General features: G+C 57.5%; 17 protein-coding genes, 1 tRNA gene and 1 pseudogene. 7 read left to right on the forward strand and 12 right to left on the reverse strand.

All coding sequences use genetic code 11. The features are described 5' to 3' along the window. Positions 1-225 precede the first annotated feature (225 nt). From GRB80_RS08240 to greB, 4 genes are all read left to right on the forward strand, one after another. Positions 226-1,404, forward strand: a complete 1,179-nt coding sequence (locus GRB80_RS08240; RefSeq protein WP_161423219.1) for a Gfo/Idh/MocA family protein — start codon at positions 226-228, stop codon at positions 1,402-1,404. Further along, a complete protein-coding gene (locus GRB80_RS08245; protein ID WP_161423220.1) occupies positions 1,401-2,465 on the forward strand; it encodes a sugar phosphate isomerase/epimerase family protein in 1,065 nt (354 codons plus the stop codon). The genes GRB80_RS08240 and GRB80_RS08245 overlap by 4 nt, the downstream gene beginning before the upstream one ends. Before the next feature lie 40 nt (positions 2,466-2,505). Next, positions 2,506-3,738 (forward strand): nucleoside permease, encoded by a 1,233-nt coding sequence (locus GRB80_RS08250; RefSeq protein ID WP_161423221.1) that lies wholly within the window; start codon positions 2,506-2,508, stop codon positions 3,736-3,738. A gap of 294 nt (positions 3,739-4,032) precedes the next feature. Further along, positions 4,033-4,572, forward strand: coding sequence for a transcription elongation factor GreB (gene greB / locus GRB80_RS08255; protein WP_161423222.1), 540 nt, complete (start codon positions 4,033-4,035; stop codon positions 4,570-4,572). Here greB and GRB80_RS08260 read toward each other — a convergent pair whose 3' ends face one another. Further along, positions 4,573-5,607 carry a methyltransferase gene (locus GRB80_RS08260; RefSeq protein ID WP_161423223.1) on the reverse strand — a complete coding sequence of 345 codons (1,035 nt, stop codon included), beginning with the start codon at positions 5,605-5,607 and terminating at the stop codon, positions 4,573-4,575. Next, the gene (locus GRB80_RS08265) at positions 5,607-6,497 is read right to left on the reverse strand and encodes a methyltransferase domain-containing protein (protein ID WP_161423224.1); all 891 of its coding nucleotides are present in this window, start codon (positions 6,495-6,497) and stop codon (positions 5,607-5,609) included. The genes GRB80_RS08260 and GRB80_RS08265 overlap by 1 nt, the downstream gene beginning before the upstream one ends. 163 nt (positions 6,498-6,660) lie before the next feature. Between GRB80_RS08265 and GRB80_RS08270 the strand changes: the two genes are divergently transcribed. Continuing rightward, a tRNA-Arg gene (locus GRB80_RS08270) sits at positions 6,661-6,737 on the forward strand. A gap of 109 nt (positions 6,738-6,846) precedes the next feature. Then, positions 6,847-7,680 carry a mechanosensitive ion channel family protein gene (locus GRB80_RS08275; RefSeq protein WP_161423225.1) on the forward strand — a complete coding sequence of 278 codons (834 nt, stop codon included), beginning with the start codon at positions 6,847-6,849 and terminating at the stop codon, positions 7,678-7,680. Positions 7,681-8,408: 728 nt separating this feature from the next. On the opposite strand, the pseudogene GRB80_RS08280 reads toward GRB80_RS08275, so the two are convergent. Further along, positions 8,409-8,990, reverse strand: a pseudogene (locus GRB80_RS08280) (electron transfer flavoprotein subunit beta/FixA family protein); the annotation flags it as partial. A gap of 290 nt (positions 8,991-9,280) precedes the next feature. Between GRB80_RS08280 and GRB80_RS08285 the strand changes: the two are divergent. After that, a complete protein-coding gene (locus tag GRB80_RS08285; protein WP_237561942.1) occupies positions 9,281-10,153 on the forward strand; it encodes a PDC sensor domain-containing protein in 873 nt (290 codons plus the stop codon). Positions 10,154-10,193: 40 nt separating this feature from the next. Here the strand turns inward: GRB80_RS08285 and GRB80_RS08290 are convergent, their stop codons facing one another. The 9 genes from GRB80_RS08290 to GRB80_RS08330 all read right to left on the reverse strand — a co-directional run bounded on the left by GRB80_RS08290 (position 10,194) and on the right by GRB80_RS08330 (position 21,710). Further along, positions 10,194-11,117, reverse strand: a complete 924-nt coding sequence (locus GRB80_RS08290) for a LysR substrate-binding domain-containing protein (RefSeq protein ID WP_161423227.1) — start codon at positions 11,115-11,117, stop codon at positions 10,194-10,196. Between the two features lie 80 nt (positions 11,118-11,197). Next, entirely contained in the window at positions 11,198-12,406 is a 1,209-nt protein-coding gene (locus GRB80_RS08295) for an NAD(P)/FAD-dependent oxidoreductase (protein WP_161423228.1), read from the reverse strand. Continuing rightward, a complete protein-coding gene (locus GRB80_RS08300) occupies positions 12,406-13,224 on the reverse strand; it encodes an NAD-dependent epimerase/dehydratase family protein (RefSeq protein WP_161423229.1) in 819 nt (272 codons plus the stop codon). The genes GRB80_RS08295 and GRB80_RS08300 overlap by 1 nt, the downstream gene beginning before the upstream one ends. 15 nt (positions 13,225-13,239) lie before the next feature. Continuing rightward, positions 13,240-14,460, reverse strand: a complete 1,221-nt coding sequence (locus GRB80_RS08305; RefSeq protein ID WP_161423230.1) for a pyridoxal phosphate-dependent aminotransferase — start codon at positions 14,458-14,460, stop codon at positions 13,240-13,242. Next, on the reverse strand, positions 14,457-16,076 hold the full coding sequence (locus GRB80_RS08310; protein ID WP_161423231.1) for a hydantoinase B/oxoprolinase family protein: 1,620 nt from the start codon (positions 16,074-16,076) through the stop codon (positions 14,457-14,459). The genes GRB80_RS08305 and GRB80_RS08310 overlap by 4 nt, the downstream gene beginning before the upstream one ends. Positions 16,077-16,079: 3 nt before the next feature. Then, on the reverse strand, positions 16,080-18,158 hold the full coding sequence (locus GRB80_RS08315) for a hydantoinase/oxoprolinase family protein (RefSeq protein ID WP_161423232.1): 2,079 nt from the start codon (positions 18,156-18,158) through the stop codon (positions 16,080-16,082). After that, positions 18,155-19,834, reverse strand: coding sequence for a thiamine pyrophosphate-binding protein (locus GRB80_RS08320; protein WP_161423233.1), 1,680 nt, complete (start codon positions 19,832-19,834; stop codon positions 18,155-18,157). Before GRB80_RS08320 ends, GRB80_RS08315 begins: the two co-directional genes overlap by 4 nt. Positions 19,835-20,233: 399 nt before the next feature. Further along, entirely contained in the window at positions 20,234-20,983 is a 750-nt protein-coding gene (locus GRB80_RS08325; RefSeq protein ID WP_161423234.1) for an SDR family NAD(P)-dependent oxidoreductase, read from the reverse strand. 13 nt (positions 20,984-20,996) lie between these two features. Continuing rightward, a complete protein-coding gene (locus GRB80_RS08330) occupies positions 20,997-21,710 on the reverse strand; it encodes an SDR family oxidoreductase (RefSeq protein WP_161423235.1) in 714 nt (237 codons plus the stop codon). Positions 21,711-21,723 lie beyond the last annotated feature (13 nt).

A 21,723-nucleotide genomic window follows, 5' to 3' on the forward strand; every position in this document is an offset into this window, starting at 1 on the left:
CTCGACAAGCTCGATCCACATGGCCCTGGACCAGCCAGGTGTGACCTTACCACGCACGGTATCAGCCGCGACGTGTCGTTTGCCTTCAGATAACAACGTGTCGACCTTGGTCGCATTGCCCCTTCCGGACAGGATCTTCTAGATTGCTGAGACAATAATGTAACCGGTTACATCGATACAGGCGGTCACATTATGGCTCATCCACTCCCGACACAAGAGCATGCGATGTCCCCCACCCCAAGAATCCGACTCGGCATGGTCGGCGGCGGAGAAGGCGCCTTTATCGGCCAGGTCCACCGCCTGGCTGCCGCTCTTGACGGCGACTTCGATCTGGTCTGCGGCGCCTTCAGCCGCGATCCCGACAACAACGCGCGCACCGGCGCTATCTGCGGCCTTGCTGAGGAGCGTCTCTACCACGACTGGCAGGCGCTACTGGCGGGTGAATGCGCCCTGCCCATTGACCGTCGCATGCAGCTGCTGGTGATCACCACCCCCAATCATCTGCATGTGCCTATTGCCGAGGCCGCCCTGGCCGCCGGTTTCCATGTCTTCTCCGAAAAGCCCGCCGCCCTGTCACTTGCCGAAGCCGAGCGGCTGGCCAATACCTGGCGGCAGCACACTGGGCTATTTGGCCTGGCGCACACCTACCTGGGCTACCCCATGGTGTGGCAGGCCCGCGCCATGATCGCTGCAGGCACCCTGGGGCGACTGCGCAAGATCCACGTCGAGTACCCCCAGGGCTGGCTCGGCGATGCCCTCGAGCACCAGGACAACAAGCAGGCCGGTTGGCGTACCGACCCGGCCCTGGCCGGAATCAGCGGCTGCATGGCCGATATCGGCACCCACGCCTTCGGCCTCGCCGAATTCGTCTCCGGCCAGCACATCAGCGAACTGTGCGCCGCTTTGGGCAGCCATGTGGAGGGACGTCGCCTCGACGACGACGGTGACGTACTGCTGCGCACCGTCGAGGGTGCCAGCGGTACCCTGATCGCCAGTCAGATCAGCACCGGCGAGGAGAACGCCCTCAAGATCCGCCTCTACGGCGAACAGGGCGCCCTGGAGTGGCACCAGATGGAGCCCAACAGCCTGATCCATCGTTCTCGCGGGGAACCGCTGCGCGTGCTGCGGGCCGGCATCGACCAACCCTCATTGGTTCCCGAGGCCCGCGAGCGATTGCGCCTGCCTGGCGGGCACCCCGAGGGCTACCTCGAGGCTCTAGGTAACCTCTATCGAGACTTCGCTCGGGCGATTCGTCGCGGCGAACGAGGCGATGTGCCCGGCGTTCCCGGTATGACCTCGGGCCTGCGTGGCATGGCCTTTATCGAGGCAGTGACCCACAGCCAGGCCGAGGGCAGTCGCTGGGTTCCCCTGCCAGCCATCGACTCAACAGGAGCCACTATATGAGTGACACCACCGGCATTCGCGGTCCGGCGATTTTTCTCGCCCAGTTTATTGGCGAGCAGCCGCCCTTCGATGGCCTCGACGCCAGTGCCTGCTGGGCCGCCGGCCTGGGCTACCGAGGCCTGCAGCTTCCGACCGGAGACCCGCGTTTCATCGATCTGGCGCTGGCCGCCGAGAGCCAGGCCTACTGCGATGAACTCAAGGGCCGCTGCGCCGAGGCCGGTGTCGAGATCAGCGAGCTCTCCACCCATCTTCAGGGCCAGCTGGTCGCGGTACATCCCTCCTGTGATGAACTATTCGATGGCTTTGCTCCCGCCGAGCTACGTGGCAGGCCCCAGGCCCGTCAGGCCTGGGCCGTCGAACAGCTCATGCTGGCGGCAAAAGCCAGCCAGCGTCTCGGGTTAAATGCGCATGCCACCTTCTCCGGCGCCCTCTTGTGGCCCTTCGTCTACCCCTGGCCGCAGCGCCCCGCTGGCCTGGTCGAGGAGGGTTTCGCCGAACTTGCCCGGCGCTGGCGGCCGATACTCGACGCCTTCGATGACGCCGGCGTAGACCTCTGCTTCGAGATCCACCCTGGAGAGGACCTTCACGACGGCGCCTCATTCGAGCGCTTCCTCGACGCCGTCGACCATCACCCTCGCGCCAGGATCCTCTACGACCCGAGTCACCTGCTGCTGCAGCAGCTTGACTACCTCGGCTTTATCGACTGCTACCACGAGCGAATCGGCATGTTCCACGTCAAGGACGCCGAGTTCACCCCCAGCGCCCGCAGCGGTGTCTATGGCGGCTATCAGGAGTGGGTCGAGCGCCCCGGACGCTTCCGCTCCCTGGGCGATGGCCAGGTCGATTTCAAGGGAATCTTCAGCCGCCTGACCCAGTACGGCTACGACGGCTGGGCAGTGCTGGAGTGGGAGTGCTGCCTCAAGGATGCCGCTCAGGGCGCCGCCGAGGGTGCTCCCTTTATCGCCAAGCACCTGATCCAGCGCGCCCGCCACGCCTTCGATGACTTCGCCGGCGGCGAGGCCAGCACCTCCTCCAATCGCCGCATTCTGGGGTTGAGTTAGCCCCTCATCACAACACAACACAACAAACTAGGTAATCACCATGACTCTGCTACGTCCGCGTCTCAGCTTGATGATGTTCCTGCAATTCTTTATCTGGGGGGGCTGGTTCGTCACCCTGGGCACCTTTCTGGCCCGCAATCTGGAAGCCAGTGGCGGCCAGATCGGCATGGCGTTCGCCACCCAATCCTGGGGGGCGATCATTGCGCCCTTTATCATCGGGCTGATCGCCGATCGCTACTTCCGTGCCGAGCGCCTGCTGGGTGTGCTGCACCTGCTGGGCGCGGCCTTGATGTACGGCCTCTATCTGGCCGACGACTTCGCTGCCTTCTATCCACTGGTGCTGGCCTATATGGTCATCTATATGCCGACGCTGGCACTCGTCAACTCGGTCTCCTTTCGCCAGATGCGCGACCCGGCCACCGAGTTCGCCAAGGTACGCGTCTGGGGTACCCTCGGCTGGATCGTTGCTGGCCTGACGATCAGCTATGGATTCGCCTGGGACTCCGCTGTAGGTATCTCTGCGGGCCTGCTGCGCAATACCTTCCTGATGGGCGCCCTGGCCTCGTTGGCCCTGGGGATCTACAGCTTTACGCTTCCCGCCACACCGCCCAAGGCCAGCGGCAAGGTCGGCCTGCGCGAGATCCTCGGCCTGGATGCCCTGTCCCTGCTCAAGGATCGCAACTACGCGACCTTCTTTATCGCCTCGGTGCTGATCTGCATTCCCTTGGCTTTCTATTACCAGAATGCGAATCCATTTCTGGCCGATATCGGCGTCGCCAACCCCACCGGCAAGATGACCCTCGGTCAGGCGTCCGAAGTGCTGTTCATGCTGCTGCTGCCGCTCTTCATCGGCCGCTTCGGCATCAAGAAGACACTACTGGTTGGCATGCTTGCCTGGTCTCTGCGCTACGCTCTGTTCGCCTTCGGCAACGCCGATAGTGGTCTCTACATGCTGATCCTGGGCATCGCCCTGCATGGCATCTGCTACGACTTCTTCTTTGTTACAGGTCAAATCTATACCGACAGCAAGGCCGGCGAGCGCTTCAAGAGCTCTGCCCAGGGCATGATCACCCTCGCCACCTACGGTGTCGGCATGCTGATCGGTTTCTGGATCGCGGGCATGGTTACCGACCACTACACCAGCGGCGACCTGCACGACTGGAAAAGCATCTGGCTGTTCCCGGCCCTCTTCGCTGTGGCGGTGATCGTGCTGTTCAGCCAAAGTTTCAAGGGAAAGGCACAGGCTGCTCTCGAAAAGGAGGCCCGTACCTGACTCGCAGGCAGCGAGTAGACTTATCAAGGAGCCCCGAGTGGGCTCCTTGTGCTTCTGTCCACCTCCAAATCTGGCACTCAGCCAAGCGCACCGACTCCCTACCCTTTCCCACCGGACAGCCCCTTGCATTCGGCTTTATCGAATGCGGCTCGGCTTGCCTGCACGAGGTCGGCCATCGTAGCGACCTTAACAACCTGTCGAGTCACTCAACAGCAGTCGCCGCCTTGGCCTTCGCCACTCGCTTGGCGTATGTTCCCGCCAGATACCGCCAAGCAATGAATCACGAGGTACACCATGAAAGGCCGTAACATGATCCGCTGGCGCGACCCGGCCAAGGATCCGCGCCAGGAACCCAAGAGCCACCTGATCACCGCCGAGGGCGCCGAGCGGCTGCGCGGCATCCTCGACCATCTCTCGCGGGTCAAGCGCCCCGCCCTCTCCGCCAAGGTGGGCGAGGCGGCGGCCCTGGGCGACCGCTCGGAGAACGCAGACTATACGTACAACAAGAAGGAGCTGAACCGGGTCATCGCGCGCATTCGCTACCTGACCAAGCGGCTCGACGAGCTGACGGTGGTGGACCGGCTGCCGGCGGATACCGGCAAGGTCTACTTCGGTGCCTTCGTCACCCTGGAGGATGAGGAGGGCGAGGAGATGCGCACCCGCATCGTCGGCCACGACGAGATCGCCCCCGACAAGCACTGGATCAGCGTCGACTCACCGCTGGCCAAGGCGCTGCTCGGCAAGCCCCTGGACGAGGAGGTCACGGTGGCCGCCCCCGGCGGCGAGACCACCTATATCATCACCGAGATCGACTACCGCGACCCACAGGCCTGATCAGCGCTTGATGGCACGATAGACCCGATAGCGACGATCGTCGGCAAGGATCTCGAAGCTGCCGAAGGCGCGCTCGAGCCGGTCCGGATAGGGCAGGAAGGCGTTGGCCACGATGATCAAGGCCCCGCCGGGGCGCAGGTGCGCCGGCGCCTCGCCGATCAGCCGCGCCGCGGGGCCGTAATCGATGGCGCGCTCCTGATGAAACGGCGGGTTGCTGATGATGGCATCGAACTGACGCTCCGCCAGCGCCGAGTAGACATCGCTCTCCAGCACCTCGCCGGCCAGCTCGTTGGCTGCCAGGCTGCGCCGGGTCGCCTCCACCGAGAAGGCGTTGACATCCACGGCACTGACCCGCGCTCCCTGGCGTGCCAGCCAGGCGGCGAGGATGCCGTCACCACAGCCCATATCCAGAAGCTCGCGACCCTCGAACCTCAGCGCTCCAGGCAAGCTCTCCAGCAGCAGCCGAGTGCCATCGTCGAGCTTGCCGTGGCCGAATACACCCGGATGGCTGGCCAGGGTCAACGGCTCGTCATCCAGGCCGGCATCGAAGGTGGTCCAGGCCGCCGCCGGGTCGATCTCCACCCGGCCGAGACGGCTCTCGAACAGCGAGCAGCGCCGCGCGCTGTCGAGCTTGCGACACCCCAGCCCCAGGGCGGCCAGCACCTTGAGCACCCGCTTGATGCCGCCCTGGTTCTCACCCACCAGCTGCAATGGCGTGCCCTCGGGCAGCGTGGCGCACAACCACAGCAGCCACCACTCACCCAGGGCATGACTCTTGGGCCAGAACAGCACCACCCCGGCCGGGCCGGGCTCGTCACCGGCAAGCTCGGGCGCAAAGGGGGAATGTGCCCTGCCGCCGGCGGCCTGCCACGCCTCACGCAGGCTCAGGTCGGCACTGATCGCCATCCCCTGCCCCGCCGCCTCCAGCCAGGTGTCCCGTGGCGGCGCCACCCACCACCAACCGCGATAGTCGGCGGCCTGGCGCTCCAGCAGCTGGCAGACCGGATTCTCGGCGCGGGGTGTCTCGGCATGCATCACAGGGGCTCCTGGTCTTGTAAAGAGGTTGATGAAGAGGTTGGTGAAGAGACTGATGAAGAGGCGGGTGAAACCGGGGTATCACGGCGCACCAGGGTATAGAGCAGATAGCGGCCCAACCGCCAGTGGGGGTCGACCCGGCAGTAGCGCCACTCGAGCTCGAGCAGCCGCTCGCGGTCGTCATCAGTCTGCGGGGGGCTGCGCAAATAGTCATGGAAGACCCGAATGCCCGCGACCTCGCGCACCTCAAGGCCCAGCTCGGCACTCCAGGCCATGATCTGGGCGTGTGTCAGCGGCGAGATCGGCGTCAGTCGACGACGCAGCCCCTTGCCCTCCAGGCGGTCATCCAGGGCCTTCTGCAGATTACCCTTGACCACATTGGAGAAGCGCAGGGCATCGCGGTTGAAGGCCATCAACGAGAGCTGGCCACCCGGGGCCAGCAGGCCGGCCAGGGTCGCCAGTGCCGCCCGCGGATCCCCCAGCCACTCGAGCACCGCATGACAGGCGATCAGCGACCAGGGCCCGGGGGCCTGCTCGGGCAACGCCTGCAGGGGCGCAGGAAGCAAGATGATCTCGCGCTCGGCCGATGCTTCCAGCAGCGCCTCGCGTGCACGCTTGAGCATCTCGGCGGAGGGCTCGGCCAGGGTGACCGGGTGACCCCACTCGGCAAACCAGCCGGCCAGCTGCCCCAGGCCACCACCCACGTCGAGCAGCGCCTGGCCGCGCAGGTCGAGCATCTCCGGCAGCAGGCGGTCAAGCAGCGCCAGGCGCAGCTCACCGCGCACGCCACCATAGAGGCTCGCGGCGAACTTGTCGGCCAGGCCATCGAAGTGCCGATCACCATGGACGGAGAGTGGTGAAGATGACGGCGGAGACGAAGGGAGTGTCATGGGGCGACCCTGAAAGAAGATGTCGGCATTCTACCCGCAAGCCGCCTCCGGCTCATCTCCATAACACCTCGAATCGCTGTGATCCGAAACGGCATCTGTCGCCAATGACGTCTTGTTGCCGGTTCCCCTCGCCCGCGCATTTCTCTATAATGCGCCGCGTGCTGCCCCCTTAGCTCAGCTGGATAGAGCGTCCCCCTCCTAAGGGGAAGGTCTCAGGTTCGAATCCTGAAGGGGGCGCCACTTCCCTCCCTCCGCTCTCCTGCCCAAACGATCCGAACACCTCTCGGCGTCGGACCGTCGGCGTATTGCACCAAAATCCAGAAATCTCAAGGAATCAGAAGACTCTCACATGGATGACCTGCTCAGCGCCGATGGTCGCGCGACTGAATACCTTGATCAGGCCATTGCCCTGATGATGACCTACGCCCCCAAGGTATTGCTGGCCATCATCACGTTGACGATTGGCTTATGGCTGATCAATCGGTTCGTCGCGGCTCTAGATAGCAGGCTGGCCAAAAAGGACCCCACGCTGAACAAGTTCCTGTGCGGCCTGGTTAGCGTCATCCTCAAGATCCTGCTGCTGATCTCGGCCGCCTCCATGATCGGTATTGCCACGACATCCTTCGTGGCCATTATCGGTGCTGCCGGCCTGGCAGTGGGCCTGGCACTGCAAGGCAGTCTGGCAAACTTTGCCGGCGGCGTTTTGATTCTGCTCTTCAAGCCGTTCAAGGTAGGCGACACGATCGAGGCTCAAGGCTTCGTCGGCTCCGTGCGTGAAATCAGCATCCTCTACACCATCATCGATACGTTCGATAATCGCCGTGTGGTGATTCCTAACGGCCAGCTCTCGAATAGCAGCCTGACCAACATGAGTGTCTATGAGACGCGTCGTTGCGACATGTCCTTCGGCATCGGCTACAACGATGATATCGACAAGGCCAAGGCCATCCTGCAGCGCCTGATCTTTGAAGACGAGCGCGCCCTGCAAGATCCAGCACCCCTGGTGGTGGTTGGCGGTCTTGGTGACAGCTCCGTGAATCTGACCGTACGCGTCTGGACCAAGGCCGGCGATCTATGGCCGTTCAACTGGGACATGCAAGAGCGAGTGAAAAAGGCGTTCGATGCGGAAGGCATCTCTATCCCGTTCCCACAGCAGCAGGTTCATATGCTCAAGGCCGACTAACCGGCATCCTGTGATACGGGAAAAGCCGGTCTTAGGCTAGCTATGGCCCTGGGCGAGGTTGACGGGATGGCAGGTAGCGGCAAGGAGTCAGTAGATTGCCCTGCCTGTCCTTGGAGCCTCGCCCGGGATAACCGCCCTCCCCTGCGTAGCTCCCCTTCATAGCCCCTGCCGACTCGCAGCCTGCAGCCTATTACTTCTTGCCCCCCATGCTTCCCTTCAACAACAGCGAAATCCTGGATACTCCGGTCGCCTGCTAGATGAAACTACCCGGGGCCTGATGGAGCGCATGGGCATTTTTACGCGTTTTGTGTGCCTCGCATCTCACCATGACAGCCCCGTTGACGGCCAGGACCGCAGGCTTCACCTCCAGAGAGACACAGCCAAGCCAAAGAGGCTATCCACCCTGCTTCCGATGTTGTCGCCCCTGGGCGATTGACGCCCCTCAGCAAGAGTTGAGAGACAACTGATCACTAAGCGCCGGCGGCTCGTCCAGAGCGCTCAGCGCACTCATTCCATATGCGCCATTCGGGATCAGCCTTACCCAATCACACGCAATAGCATGCTTGGGGTCTTCACGTGCCTGGAACACTCCGCCACGGCTGAGCTGGCGGCACTGATGCCACTCAGTAAGCGGCCGCTGAACACACCTTCCGCGAAAGGCGCTGGCCAGCGACATTAGGTGCCCACGTAACAATAGATGGGCACCTATCCATGACGTCCCCAAGCACCGAACGTGAAATATCGGGCAGCTTGGCGTAGCGCGGCTCGTTCAGGCGCAGATCGGTGGTGACGATGGCCGGCAGGGAGAGCTCGACGGACTGCAGGCCGCCATCGATCTCACGGGTCACCTGCACCTTGTCGCCGTCGACGGCCACTTCCGAGGCGAAGGTGCCCTGGGGCAGGCCGGTCAGCGCGGCGAGCATCTGACCGGTCTGGTTGTTGTCGGTGTCGATGGCCTGCTTGCCGAGGATGACCAGGCCCGGCTGCTCCTCCTCGACCAGCTTGGCCAGCGCCTTGGCGGCACCCAGCGACTCGACACGCTCGTCGCTCTCGACATGAATCGCACGATCGGCGCCCAGCGCCAGGGCGGTGCGCAGCTGCTCCTGGGCGGCCTTGGGCCCCACGGTGACCGCGACCACCTCGCTGGCCACGCCTTTCTCCTTCAGGCGCACCGCCTCTTCCACGGCGATCTCGCAGAAGGGGTTCATGGCCATCTTGACGTTGGTGAGGTCGACGTCGGAGTGATCCGGCTTGACACGGATCTTGACGTTGTAGTCGATGACGCGTTTGACCGCGACGAGGATTTTCATGAAGCCCCCTATATTCCACTATAGAACTGCGAAAGCAAAAATATACTTATAAAGCGTCAAGCTTCTCAGCATATCAACGATATTATCCATATATAATAGAGGAATAAAGCAAGAAGAGCTTTCTTAACAAGAAGTAAAACTTAACACTAAAAATCTATCAGCATGCAAAACTAGAATGAAATCCCACTCCTATCAACCTCTTCACGAGATAGATTTAAAACATGCGAACGAAAAATCAAATAAATCTTCTTAAACAATACCAAGATAATTTAAAGACTATAGATAACCTCATGGAATCCATGATGACGAGTATCAACGGTCACCACTACATAAATAATAGCAGTAAGCAGAGAGAGCTTGCAATTGAGCTAAGTCAAGCATACCCATTTGTAGAACTTCTCTACAGCGTAGACGAAGCAGGTGTGCAGACAACCGAGTCGGCATACGCGAAAAACGTCAGTGATCGTCATAGAAGGAACTTGGGAATAGGAAGTGACCGTAGCGAGCGACCTTATATGATAGCCGCCAAAGAAAGCAAAAGTAGAGTCATAATAACAAAGCCATATCTATCTAATATAACACACAAGCTATCAATCTCTTCTATTCAGCATGTTAATGAGAAAAATAGCGTAGACTCAGGATATTTGGTAATAAACATAAACCTACAAAGACTTATAAACTATTTGAGTGGCAACGAACTAGCAAACAAAATCACTCCATGGTTCAAAATATATTACGGGACCATTGGAGTAATGCTTATAGCAGTAGCCCTTCTTTTAGTTTACGCCTCAGTAAAATCAATGTATTTTGCACTCGCATCAGGCGAAAATATAGAAACCAGCTCATTTAGCATAGTGGTTATGATAACTCTAGGAATGTCGATTTTTGACTTAGGGAAAACAATATTGGAGGAAGAGGTGCTTTTTGATAAAAGCATGGGGCATCATGAAACAACACAACGCACGATTAGCAGGTTTATGACAGCAATCATAATCGCAGTTTCAATAGAGGCACTACTCCTAATGTTCAAATCTCTTTTTAACGACGTTGATGGTAGGCAGTTAATGAATGCTGTTTGGATGCTTATGTCATCTGTTGCTATGCTAGTCGCCTTAGGAGTATTTAACTTCTTAAGCAGCAACTCAAAAAAAGACATACAATAAATATCTAAAACAGTCATCAGGATATGAAAAAAATCAAATTTCAAATAGCATCCAACTCAGGCTCCCAGTTTTCAGTGACAATCCACTCCCAAAAGCTGTTAATTATGCTCACTCGCTTATGCGCTCTTGGCATAACAACATAAAATCCCGGAACATCTTTGTCGGGGATTTTTTCAAGCGTATCCGCACCGAAAGGAGCAACAAGTCTACCAACCCGAAGGTCGTCCAAGGCATCTATTTTAGATATCAGGCCAACACCAAGACCTGAAATCGCTCCCCTTCTCATTGTGGCAGCATCTTGGAACTGCAATTCACTTCCACGCTCATGCTCATCTATTTCTAGATAATCAAGAACTCTAGACCATAAATCATTCGCCAAGACAGGATGGAGCAAAGGAACTTTGGACAAATCGTTGATAGATTTTAGATTTTTTGAAAACTCTGGTGAACAGCAGATAACCTTAGGATCTTTAACGAGCAACTTAGTATCAAAATCTTTCCACTGTCCAAAACCCCACTGAATAGAAACATCCACATCATCCTTTGCAAAATCAGGAAGCTTAACCATCGTAGTGAGACGCATATCGGCATCAGGCTCTTTCTCTCGAAAGCCATTCAGCCGCTCCATCAAAAAGCGCATCGCAAAGTAAGGACTTACATTGATATTTATTCTATTTCGATAATCCGCCTGCGTAATTCGACTCACCCCTTCACTCAACTCGTCGAAGCCAGCCTGAACAAAAGGAGAAAGGATCTTCGCTTGCTCGGTTGGCTCAACAACTCGAGATTTTCTCTCGAAAAGAGGAACCTCCAGGATGTCTTCTAGCAGACGGATTTGCTGGCTAACAGCCTGGGGGCTTATGAGCAGTTCTTCGGAGGCAGCACGAAAGCTTCCATGACGCATGACTACCCAAAAGACTTTAAGAGAATTTAAAGGCGGTAGGCGTACATTGCGAGTAGTCATTCGACCTTCCTCTGATGCTAATCCCAGAATCCGGCCATGATGCACGAAAGGCCCCACCATTTCCAGTGGGGCTAGAAATGTCAAATAACAGCCTTCTCCAAGAAAGGGCGATTCTCAACGACTCTTTCGTAGCCAACATCAGAGAGATCGAGGGTGCGATAGCCCCCGTAGATGATCAGTTCAGCGACACCACGCCCTGTGGCAGGCGACTGCTGAAGACCATGACCGGAGAAGCCATTAGCAAAAATAAAGTTGCATACTTCTGGGTGACGGCCAACTACTAAGTTGTGATCAAGGGTGTTGAAGTCATAGTGACCTGCCCACTGATTTACTACTTTAATTGCTTCGAACGCCTCGGAACGCTCCGCTAGGGCGGGCCAGATATAATCTTCGAACTCATAGTATCTGGGATCAAAATCATCCCAGTCAACTACTGGGTCTTCAACCGGTGGGCACCCAGATAGGAAGAACCGGCCCTCTGGGCGACAAAAAACACCTGTATGATCTATCATCAATGGCAGGCGACCATGGTTAACAGCAGCCGTTCCCTCCGGTGACTGAGCACAATCGAATACAAATAATGTACGCTTTCTAGGTTCAACCGGGATATCAAGCCCAGCCATACGGGCGGTAAGCGATGCCCGTGTACCCGAAGCGTTGACTACCGTACCTGCCTTGATTTCACCACCATGCTTTAGTGATACGCCTGTAATTTGACTTCCCTCTCGGGAGATAGCGACCACTTCATCCTTCACGTAATGCACACCCAGCTCACGCGCTTTCGCCTTGAAGCCAAACATCAAGCCGGTATTATTAAACCAACCCTCATTGGAGCGCCCGTAAGATGCCAGTTCTATATCGTCCACACGCAGATGCGGGAATGCATTGGCAAGTTCATCACGGCGCCAGAGCACCACATCAGCACCACAAGCACGCTGAACCTCATGGTTCTCTTTGAGAATATCAACCTGCTCAGGAGTGTTAGCTAGAAACAGGTAACCACCTTCATGAAAATCTAGCTCTGGTTTTTCTTCACCAGCAACCTGCATCGTGTCGCCGAAGTTTTTTATAAACTCTATACCAAACTGGCTAATCTTGACGTTTATCGGATTAGAAAACTGAGTCCGGATTGCAGAGGATGAGAGAGAAGTGCCCGCGGTTGCATAAGACGGGTCACGTTCAACCACTAGTACAGAGCCATTGAAATCAGGGTTCTGAGAAAGAAAGTAGGCAACAGAGGAACCAATAACTGCCCCGCCGATGATGACCACATCATACTGATCTTTCATCACTTAGACTCCTCGTCATTGGGGTGGCCAAGGTTAACAAACCAACCTCCGATGCAATGTGTGGCTGGATCCATGGGATCCGCTGGCTTGGTCTTGCTCTCGACCGACTCTCTGTAGGGCTCGGCGCTATCATGCGGCACATAACCAATATGCCCGGCATTATCCATATTGATCGGCTTAACTTTATTATCTGAAATTCCAGCAGTAATAGTATGCCCGATATGCGGCGCGGTGAGACAGGCGCTCACGAGACGGACGCAATCATCAAAAGATAGCCATGACCATAACATGCGACGGTCCGCCGGCTCCGGAAAGGACGAAAAAATCCGGATACATGCGGATTCAATACCGAATTTGTCCCAATAGAGGCTAGAGAGTGATTCTACGAAGTTCTTTGAAACTCCATATAAGCTATCAGGACGTGGCTTGGCATCACAATCGATGTTGTCATCAATTTTATGATAGCCAATAGCATGAACAGAAGAGGCGTAAATGACCCGCTTGATACCGTGACGACGAGCAGACTCATAGATATTGTACGAGCCGCGTATATTGGAGTCGAGGATCTCATCCCACGGGCGCTCCAGTGGAGCACCACCGAAGTGAATGATTGCTTCAACACCTTCTACGGCCTTGTCTACGGAAAATTCGTCAGCTAGATCAAAGACAAAAGCCTCTTCATTATCTTTGATATCGGTAATTTCGACCCTGTCAACAAGTCGAAAATTATTCGACAGAGGAGCCAAACCTTTACGAAGTTCACTACCCAGACGCCCAGCGGCACCGGTAATAAGGATTCGGTTGAAAGGCTTTTCCATTACGTTAGCCTCCTATTATGAAACAGTGGGGACGCATACAAGCTTATCGACAGCTGAAGCGATACGGCGCATTGCATCTTTAAGGACCTCCTCAGAGGTTGCCGTCGATATGCGGAAGAAAGGAGAAAGACCATAGGCAGCGCCAGGCACAGAGGCAATGTGACCTTCGTTGAGCAGGTACTGGGCCACAGAGTTGTCGTCATGAAGGACGTCACCATTGGGTGTTCGTGCTCCAATCAGTGCCTCGCAGCCGATGTAAGCATAAAATGCCCCTTCCGGCGGATTGAGAGTCAAGCCTTCTATGCCAGCGATACCCTCGACCACCAGATCACGACGACTCTCGAAGGCTTCTCGAAAACGTGAAACATCGTCCTGGGGGCCTTCCAAGGCGGCCTGAGCCGCCACCTGGGCTACGCTAGAGACGGATGTACACGATTGACTCTGGACGGTGGCCATGGCTTTGATCAGTTGACGAGGGCCGGCAGCATAGCCCACGCGCCAACCAGTCATGGCATACGCTTTGGAAACCCCGTTGATGATCAGGCTGCGCTCACGCAGATAGGGGCAGGCTTTCCCGAAAGAAACGAACTCGCGTCCGTCGAAGATAATGTGCTCATAGATCTCATCGGAAAGCACCAGCACCTGCGGGTATCTAACCAGCACCTCACCAAGCGCCTTAAGCTCGGCTTCACTGTAGGTCGCACCGGATGGGTTACCTGGCAGGTTAAGGAACAGCCACTTGGTCTTAGGTGTAATCGAAGCCTCCAACACCTCCGGGGTCAATCGAAAACCAGCCTCAGCCGGACAAGGTGGTGTAACGGGCACGCCACCAAAGAGTTTGACCATTTCCGGGTAGGAGACAAAGTATGGGGCCGGCAGAATCGCCTCGTCACCTTCATTCATCGTGGCCATCAGTGCATTGAAGATCACCTGCTTGGCGCCGTTAGCTACTGCGATCTCGTCAAGCGCATAGTCGAGGCCATTCTCACGCTGGAACTTCCTAGCTATAGCTTTGCGCAGTGAGAGAGTCCCCAAAGAGGCGGTGTAGAGCATGCGTTCACGACTGGCTGATTCAAAAGCCGCCTGAGTGACATGATCCGGGGTAGAGAAATCCGGCTCGCCCAGGCCCAAGTCAATAACGTCCACACCTGTAGCCGCTAGGTCCTTGGCCGCCTGCGAAACAGCCATCGAGGCCGATGGCTTTACTGCCGAAAGGCGTTTGGCGATATAACTCATACATCACCTCCTGTGACATATCCTTGGGCCCGGTCCGCAGCGATGGCTTCCTGAAGACGCTCGGCGGGTTGTCCGAAACCTCCACCACCGGGAAGTTTCAATACCAAGCGGCGGCCGGCAGGCACATGCTGCCATCCCTTGGGCCGCAGCTGCGTGCCATCATCCAGCGCTACGCTGCCCGGAGCACCAGGCTCCCCTCCATCACGACCACGCGGTGCGGAGGTCACGCGATCGAACATTGCGGAGAAGTTAAACTCATGCCCCTCGGCCGGCGCGATTTCGATGACCTGCCCCAGGCCGCCGCGGAACTTACCGGCGCCGCCAGAATCCGGTCTTAGCTCCTTGCGCCAGATCACAATCGGGCCGGTATGTTCGGTCGCCTCGATGGGCATGGTGTGAACGCCGGACGGAAATGCCGTCGAGGAGAGCCCATCTAACTGCGGGCGAGCCCCCATACCTCCGGAGTTGAACATCAGAACTTCGGCTTGGCGCCCTTCCTGGCCTTCCACCGGACGTGCTGAGATGTGGACGTTCCACAGTGCCGCCGCGCCCTCGGCCAGCACCTGCCCTGGCATGGCTTTCGCCAACGCCCCCAGAACCAGGTCAGGTACCATGTGGCCCAATACGTGACGTACGGAGACCGGTGCCGGTCGCTCTGCGTTGAGGATGTTGGTCGGCGAAGAGACTTTAAACACTGCCAGCGATGCCGCGTTGTTGGGAATATCCGGCGCAACCACACACTTGAGCGCATAACAGGCGTACGCCTTGGTGTAGATCATTGGTACATTGATGCCCCAAGGACTCATCGCCGCTGTGCCTGAGAAATCGACGTTCACATTATCGTTACCGATGCTTACTTCGGCAGCCAACTTAATCGCCTGATCATAACCATCGGTCAGCATGTCATTGGACCAGGCCCCCTTAGGTAGATCAGCGATGCGCTCCATGATCGCGGCATGGGTACGCGACAGAATGAATTCGCCCAGGCTTTCGAGGTTATCGAGCCCGACTTCATCGAGCATCGCTATCAACCGATTGTGACCGACATCGTTACAAGCCGCCAAAGAATAGAAATCACCGATGACCTGGTTGGGCTCACGAACGTTGAGGCGTAGGATCTTGAGCAAATCCTGGTTGACCTCACCGCGCTCGGCGAACTTCATGATCGGAATCTGGATGCCTTCCTCGTAGACCGACTTACCGTCAGCGCCGAAGCCGCGCCCCCCCACGTCGACCACGTGAGCGGTGCAGGCGAAAAAGCCGATCAGCTCGTCGCCCTTGAACGACGGAGACACCATGGTGATGTCATGCAGGTGCCCAGTCCCTTTCCATGGGTCGTTGGTGACATAGGTATCGCCAGGGTACATCTCCTCGCGCGGAATTTCGGCGATGAAGTGCATCACTGCCTCGGCCATAGTGTTGACGTGACCTGGTGTTCCTGTCACGGCCTGGGCCAGCATCTCGCCTCTGGCGTTGTAGACACCAGCAGAGAGGTCACCCGCTTCACGCACCGATGTGGAAAATGCGGTGCGCAATAGCGTCATGGCTTGCTCTTCGACCACCGAAATAAGGCGGTTCCACATGACCTGCATGCGGATTTCATCAATCTGGTTCATAGATTAAACTCCTTTCCGCATGAGAAGCAGAGTACCGTCGGATTGCACCACCGCATCGAATGGTGAGGTGACGACAGTTGAGGTTTCACGTTCGACAATGACTGCAGGGCCAATCACACGATCGCCGGCGGACAAGGTGTCACGGAGGACGATACCGGTGCTCTGTTCACCGCCCAGAGCTGGATCGAATACCTGACGTGTGGCCGATGCTTCAATCACCTGCCCTTCTTCAGTCAACGGATGACCTTCGGTCTCGGCCCTCATATCGTGGGCCTTGACTGAGAAAGTGACGAACTCGATTGCCGGCCCTTCGACCGCACGGCCAAAGAACTTTGCATACCGCTCCTTGAACGCCTGTTCAATTAGAGCCTCGTCGGCGGCTATAAAGTCGCGATCCGGCAGCGCGACGGGGATCTCCCAGCCCTGGCCAGCGTAGCGCATGAAAGCGGTAATCTCGCGCTGAATCTCGCCCTGCGCTCCTTCCCGCACAAAGCTTTCAGCGGTCGCCTTAAGCTCCTCCAACAGGGTGTTGAGAGCAGCCGTGTCGAAGCCCTTGAGTCCCATGATTTGAGAAGCGACAGCCTCATATCCGAACGGTGCGCGCAGGAAGCCAATAGCCGAACCCACACCAGCTCCTCGAGGAATCAAGCAGCGGTCGATATTGAGTTTTTCGCAGAGCCGTGCTGCATGCAGCGGTGCAGCTCCCCCGAAGGCGATCATGGTGTTTTCGGAGATATTCTTTCCGTTCTCGACAGCATGCACCCGAGCTGCATTGGCCATGTTTTCATCTACCACGTCGCAGATGCCAAACGCCGCTGCCTGGGGCTGCAGGTCCAGCTTCTCACCCACATCGAGTGAGATCGCCCTAGCCGATGCTTCCTTGGAGAGTCTGATCTTGCCGCCGGCGAAGTTGTCGGGGTCGAGCTTGCCCAGCAGCAAGTCGGCATCTGTGATAGTCGGACGCTCACCTCCACGGCCGTAGCATGCTGGACCCGGCTCAGAAGAGGCTGATTCGGGACCCACCTGGATACGGTTCATGGCATCGACCCAAGCTATGGAACCACCACCGGCACCGATTTCGATCATCTCGATGACCGGAATCGAGATCGGCATACCGGAGCCCTTGCAGAATCGATAGGTACGGGCCACCTCAAAAGTACGTGCCGTCTGCGGCTTGAAGTCCTCGATCAGACAAACCTTAGCGGTAGTACCTCCCATGTCATAAGAGACCACACGATCGAGATCGAAGCGCCGCGCGATATCGGCTGCGAAGATTGCCCCTCCAGCAGGGCCGGACTCAACAAGGCGCACAGGAAACTCGGCTGCGGTCTCTAACGAGACCAAGCCACCACCGGAATGAATCATGAATACCGGGCAGCCGGCACCCATTTCCTTAAGCCGTACCTCCAAGCGCGATAGGTAACTGGCCATTTGCGGGCGCACATAAGCATTGGCACATACGGTATTGAAGCGTTCAAACTCGCGCATCTGTGGCGAAACTTCCGCCGAAATCGAAATTGGCAAGTCAAGGTGGCGCTGTAAAATCTCGCGGGCACGCTTCTCGTGGGCATCATTCATATAAGAGTGAATAAAGCCGACCGCCACCGCACCAAAACCCTCTGCCTTTATATTCCTGGCGATAATCTCGAGCGTCTCTTCGTCCAACGCAAGGAGCTCTTCGCCCTGGGCACTGATGCGCCCCTTGACCGTGAAACGGTCTTCACGCGGAATCAACGGAGTCGGTAACTTGAGGTTGAGATCATACTGCTCGAAACGGTTCTCGGTACGCATCTCTATTACGTCACGAAAACCTTCGGTGGTAATCAGAGCAGTGCGCGCACCACGACGCTCAATCAGCGCATTGGTGGCAAGGGTCGTACCATGGATGATCATGTCGATCTGCGAGGCATCAACACCTGCATCCTGGGTCACTATCTCGATACCGTCGAGGATGGCTTGCTCCGGTGCTGTATAGTTAGTCAGCACCTTTGTGGAATAAAGGGTTCCGCGAACGTCGAGGGCGATATCGGTGAAGGTCCCGCCGATATCGGCCCCGAGACGAATGTCTTGACCGATACTCATGATTGTTCCTTGGCTGCGAGGGCTGCATCACGCATCTGGCTGAGCGTCAGACGCGGGGTGAGGGCTTCGGGTGAAATGTCTAGTTCGAGCAGGGCACCGCTATCCGAGGCGAGTGCACGCTCGAAGGCCGCTGGAAATTCATCGGTAGACGCAACCCGTTCGGAGTGGAACCCATAGGCCCTGCCTAAGGTGACGAAGTCAGGATTCTGCTCCATGGTTGTGCCGGAAACGCGAGCAGGATAACTCCGCTCCTGATGTGCACGGATGGTGCCGTAAATTCCGTTGTTAAGAACTAGGATGATAGGCTGGGCGCCAGCCTGCATGGCGGAACCTAGCTCCGGGCAATTCATCTGGAAATCGCCGTCGCCGGCAAAACAGACTACGGTGCGTTCAGGATGTGCGATCTTGGCGGCAATGGCTGCCGGTACACCATATCCCATGGCACCGGATTGAGGCCCCAGTAGTCGTGCTTCAGGTCCGTAGCGAAAAAATTTGCCGGGCCAAACCGTGAAATTGCCAGCACCGTTGGTCAGGATCATATCGGCGGGCAGCCGGTCACGCAGATATGAGCAGACCTTGCCCATGTCTACCGGCGAAGGGAGGTCAGGTAGCTCAAAGCCCGCTTCATAGGCTTCACGACCTTCGGCACGCCACTCGGCCCAGCCTCCCTCGATCGGAGCCAGCTTTCCCAAGGCCTCGGCAAAGGCGCTGGGATCGGCATGAATACCAAGCTCGGGACGGTAGACCTTGCCGATCTCCAGATCCGACCCATGCACATGAATTACTCGCTGCTTGGGCTGCGGTACATCGAGCAGGGTGTAGCCGTCGGTAGAGTTCTCGCCGAAACGGTTGTTTACAGCGAGAATCACATCGGCTTCGCGCAAAAGCTTCTTAACTGGCGGCGTCATACCAACCCCGGCCTCGCCGCAGAAAACGGGGGAGGTGTTATCGAACTGGTCTTGGTAGCGAAAAACCGAGACCACCGGGATATTGGAAGCTTCAGCGAAGCGCTGCATCGGTCCGGTGCCTTCGCCCTGCCAGTTGCAGCCTCCATAGAGGATCACTGGCCGCTTCGCTTCGGCAAGAATCGACCTCGCCTTTTGCATTGCGGCTGCGCTCGGCTCAGGCCTGGTGATCTCAACCGGGCCTGTGAGCGGCGCCACTTCGCTGACCGAGGTCAGCATGTCCTCGGGAAGCGCGATCACCACGGGACCAGGACGTCCCGATACGGCCAGAGTCCAGGCCCGCGAAAGGATTTCGGGAATACGCTCGACGTCGTCGATCTCGACAGCCCACTTAGCCAAGGTGCCGAAAACCGCTTTGTAGTCGATCTCCTGAAAGGCTTCACGACCCTTCATGTCAGTGCCGACTTGGCCTACGAAGAGTAGCATTGGCACGCTATCCTGCATCGCCGTGTGTACACCGATCGAGGCATTTGTCGCCCCAGGCCCACGGGTGACGAAACAAAGGCCTGGGGTCTGGGTCAGTTTGCCATAGGCAGCCGCCATGAATGCAGCGCCGCCCTCGTTTCGGCATACGACGTAATCGAGTTGACCGATGGTATCGTGCAGGGCATCCAATACAGCCAGGTAACTCTCGCCAGGCACACCGAAGCTTTTAGTAGCTCCCAGCGCTAACAAGCTCTCAACGAGTAGCTGTCCTCCGGTGCGAATCATCGCGTTATCCTTTTGTATTCGGTTGAAGTGAAGACATGTTTGGTCAACTGACCAGTTACTGGGATCATGCGCTGATAAGCGAGCCGCAAAAAATCAAGTAAAGCCATTGTTAGACAAGTAGTGCTTGTTGAAGCTAGAGATTCCGAAAACACATACCGGGATTTCACCTGCAGTCAGATGGCATACGACCACGAAACAAGGAAAATTCAGTGTGTAGGAAGCTTAGATGAGGGCTATAGCACCTCATCTAGCAGCATGCAGAATTTACTGAGATAGCAAGTAAAGCTTTCCAACAGAAAGCCACTAAGAAGAATTACTTCCTCCAGACCCACACCGTGCCGGAATTAGCACTTAATATCCGGCCAGCGCGGTGATCAACCGACGGTACTAGCGGGATACTCAAGCATAGATATAGCCACCCGAAACGATGATGTTTTCACCGGTCATATATGTATTTCTGGGACCACCTGCCATCAACACCCATTCCGCCATCTCACGTGGCTCACCGCCCCGCCCCAGCGGGCTGGCCTTGGCCAGCTCGTCGAGAAACCCCTGCTCGCGGGCGCGCTCGGTGGCCATGCCCGCCGGGGCGACGGAGTTGACCAGAATGCCTTGAGGCGCCACCTCGTGTGCGAAGCTTCGGGTCAGGCTGACCACCGCGGCCTTGGTGGCGGCATAGTGGGCATTCTGAGGATGCGCCTTGAAGGCATCCACCGAGGTGATGTTGACGATCCTGCCGCGCACCTGTCCTTTCGGCGTCTGCTCACGCATCTGCTGAACTGCGGCAACCATCATGTGATAGCTGCCCTTGATATTGACGCCGTTGGAGGCATCCCACTCCTCGTCAGTTATCTCGAGCAGCGGCTTGCGGGGAAAGATGGCCGCAGAGTTGACCAGCGTATCGACGCGTCCCAACGTCTCGGCGACCTCGGTGAACGCCGCCCGTGCCGCGCTGCCGCTACGAATGTCGCAACTTGAAAACGCAGTCGGTAGCCCCCTCGCTTTGGCAGGCGCTAGTGCCGCTTCAGCTGCCTCCCGGTCGAGGTCGATAATGCCCAGGGCAGCGGCCCCTTCGTTCACGGCCATCTTAGCGATCAGGGCTCCTAGCCCGGCGCCACCACCAACGACGATGACAGATAAGTCTTTCATATTGATTTGCACCCTATTTCTGCTTGTTTGCTGATTCCGCCTTCCGAGCCGGCACAATATCGAAGCGCGATACATCCACCGAGGCCGGCATCGCAAGCACGGTGCTGAGCATCTCGGCTACATCTTCCGGCTGCACGGCCGTTTGTCCGGCGTACATGGCTGCCCGCTTCTCTGCAGAAAGAATGTCGTGATAGAGGTTGGTTTCGATCCGGCCGGCGACGATCTCGGTGACACGCACGCCGCTGTTGGCGACATCGAGTCGCAGCGCCTGGGCGAACCCGCCGATCGCCGCCTTGGTGGCACAGTAGACTGCCATATTGGGAAATGGGGCATGGCCTGCGGTGGAGCCGGTAAAGAACATATGACCGCGCCCGCGTTGACACATGACGGGCACAACGAGGCGAGTCAACGCGACCTGGGCACTGAAATTCACGGCGATGGCCGCATCGATATCCGCCTGCTCGGAATCCTGAAAGGCACTTAGAGGGGGCATGATCCCCGCATTGTTGACCAGTACGTCGACCGGATTGTTGTCAAGCGCCTCACAAACCGCCTCGCGGTCGGTGAGTTCGACGCAGATAGGCGTGACACCGGGTGTTCTGCTCAACTCATCAAGCGCCGCAGCGTTTCGCCCCATTGCCAGTACGTTGTAACCTTCCTGCGCCAACCTCAACGCTATGGCACGCCCTACACCGCTCGTCGCTCCCGTCACCAATGCCGTATCCATCAGGCCTCCTTAT

The sequence above is a fragment of the Halomonas icarae genome (genome assembly GCF_009901955.1).
GTDB lineage: Bacteria > Pseudomonadota > Gammaproteobacteria > Pseudomonadales > Halomonadaceae > Halomonas > Halomonas icarae.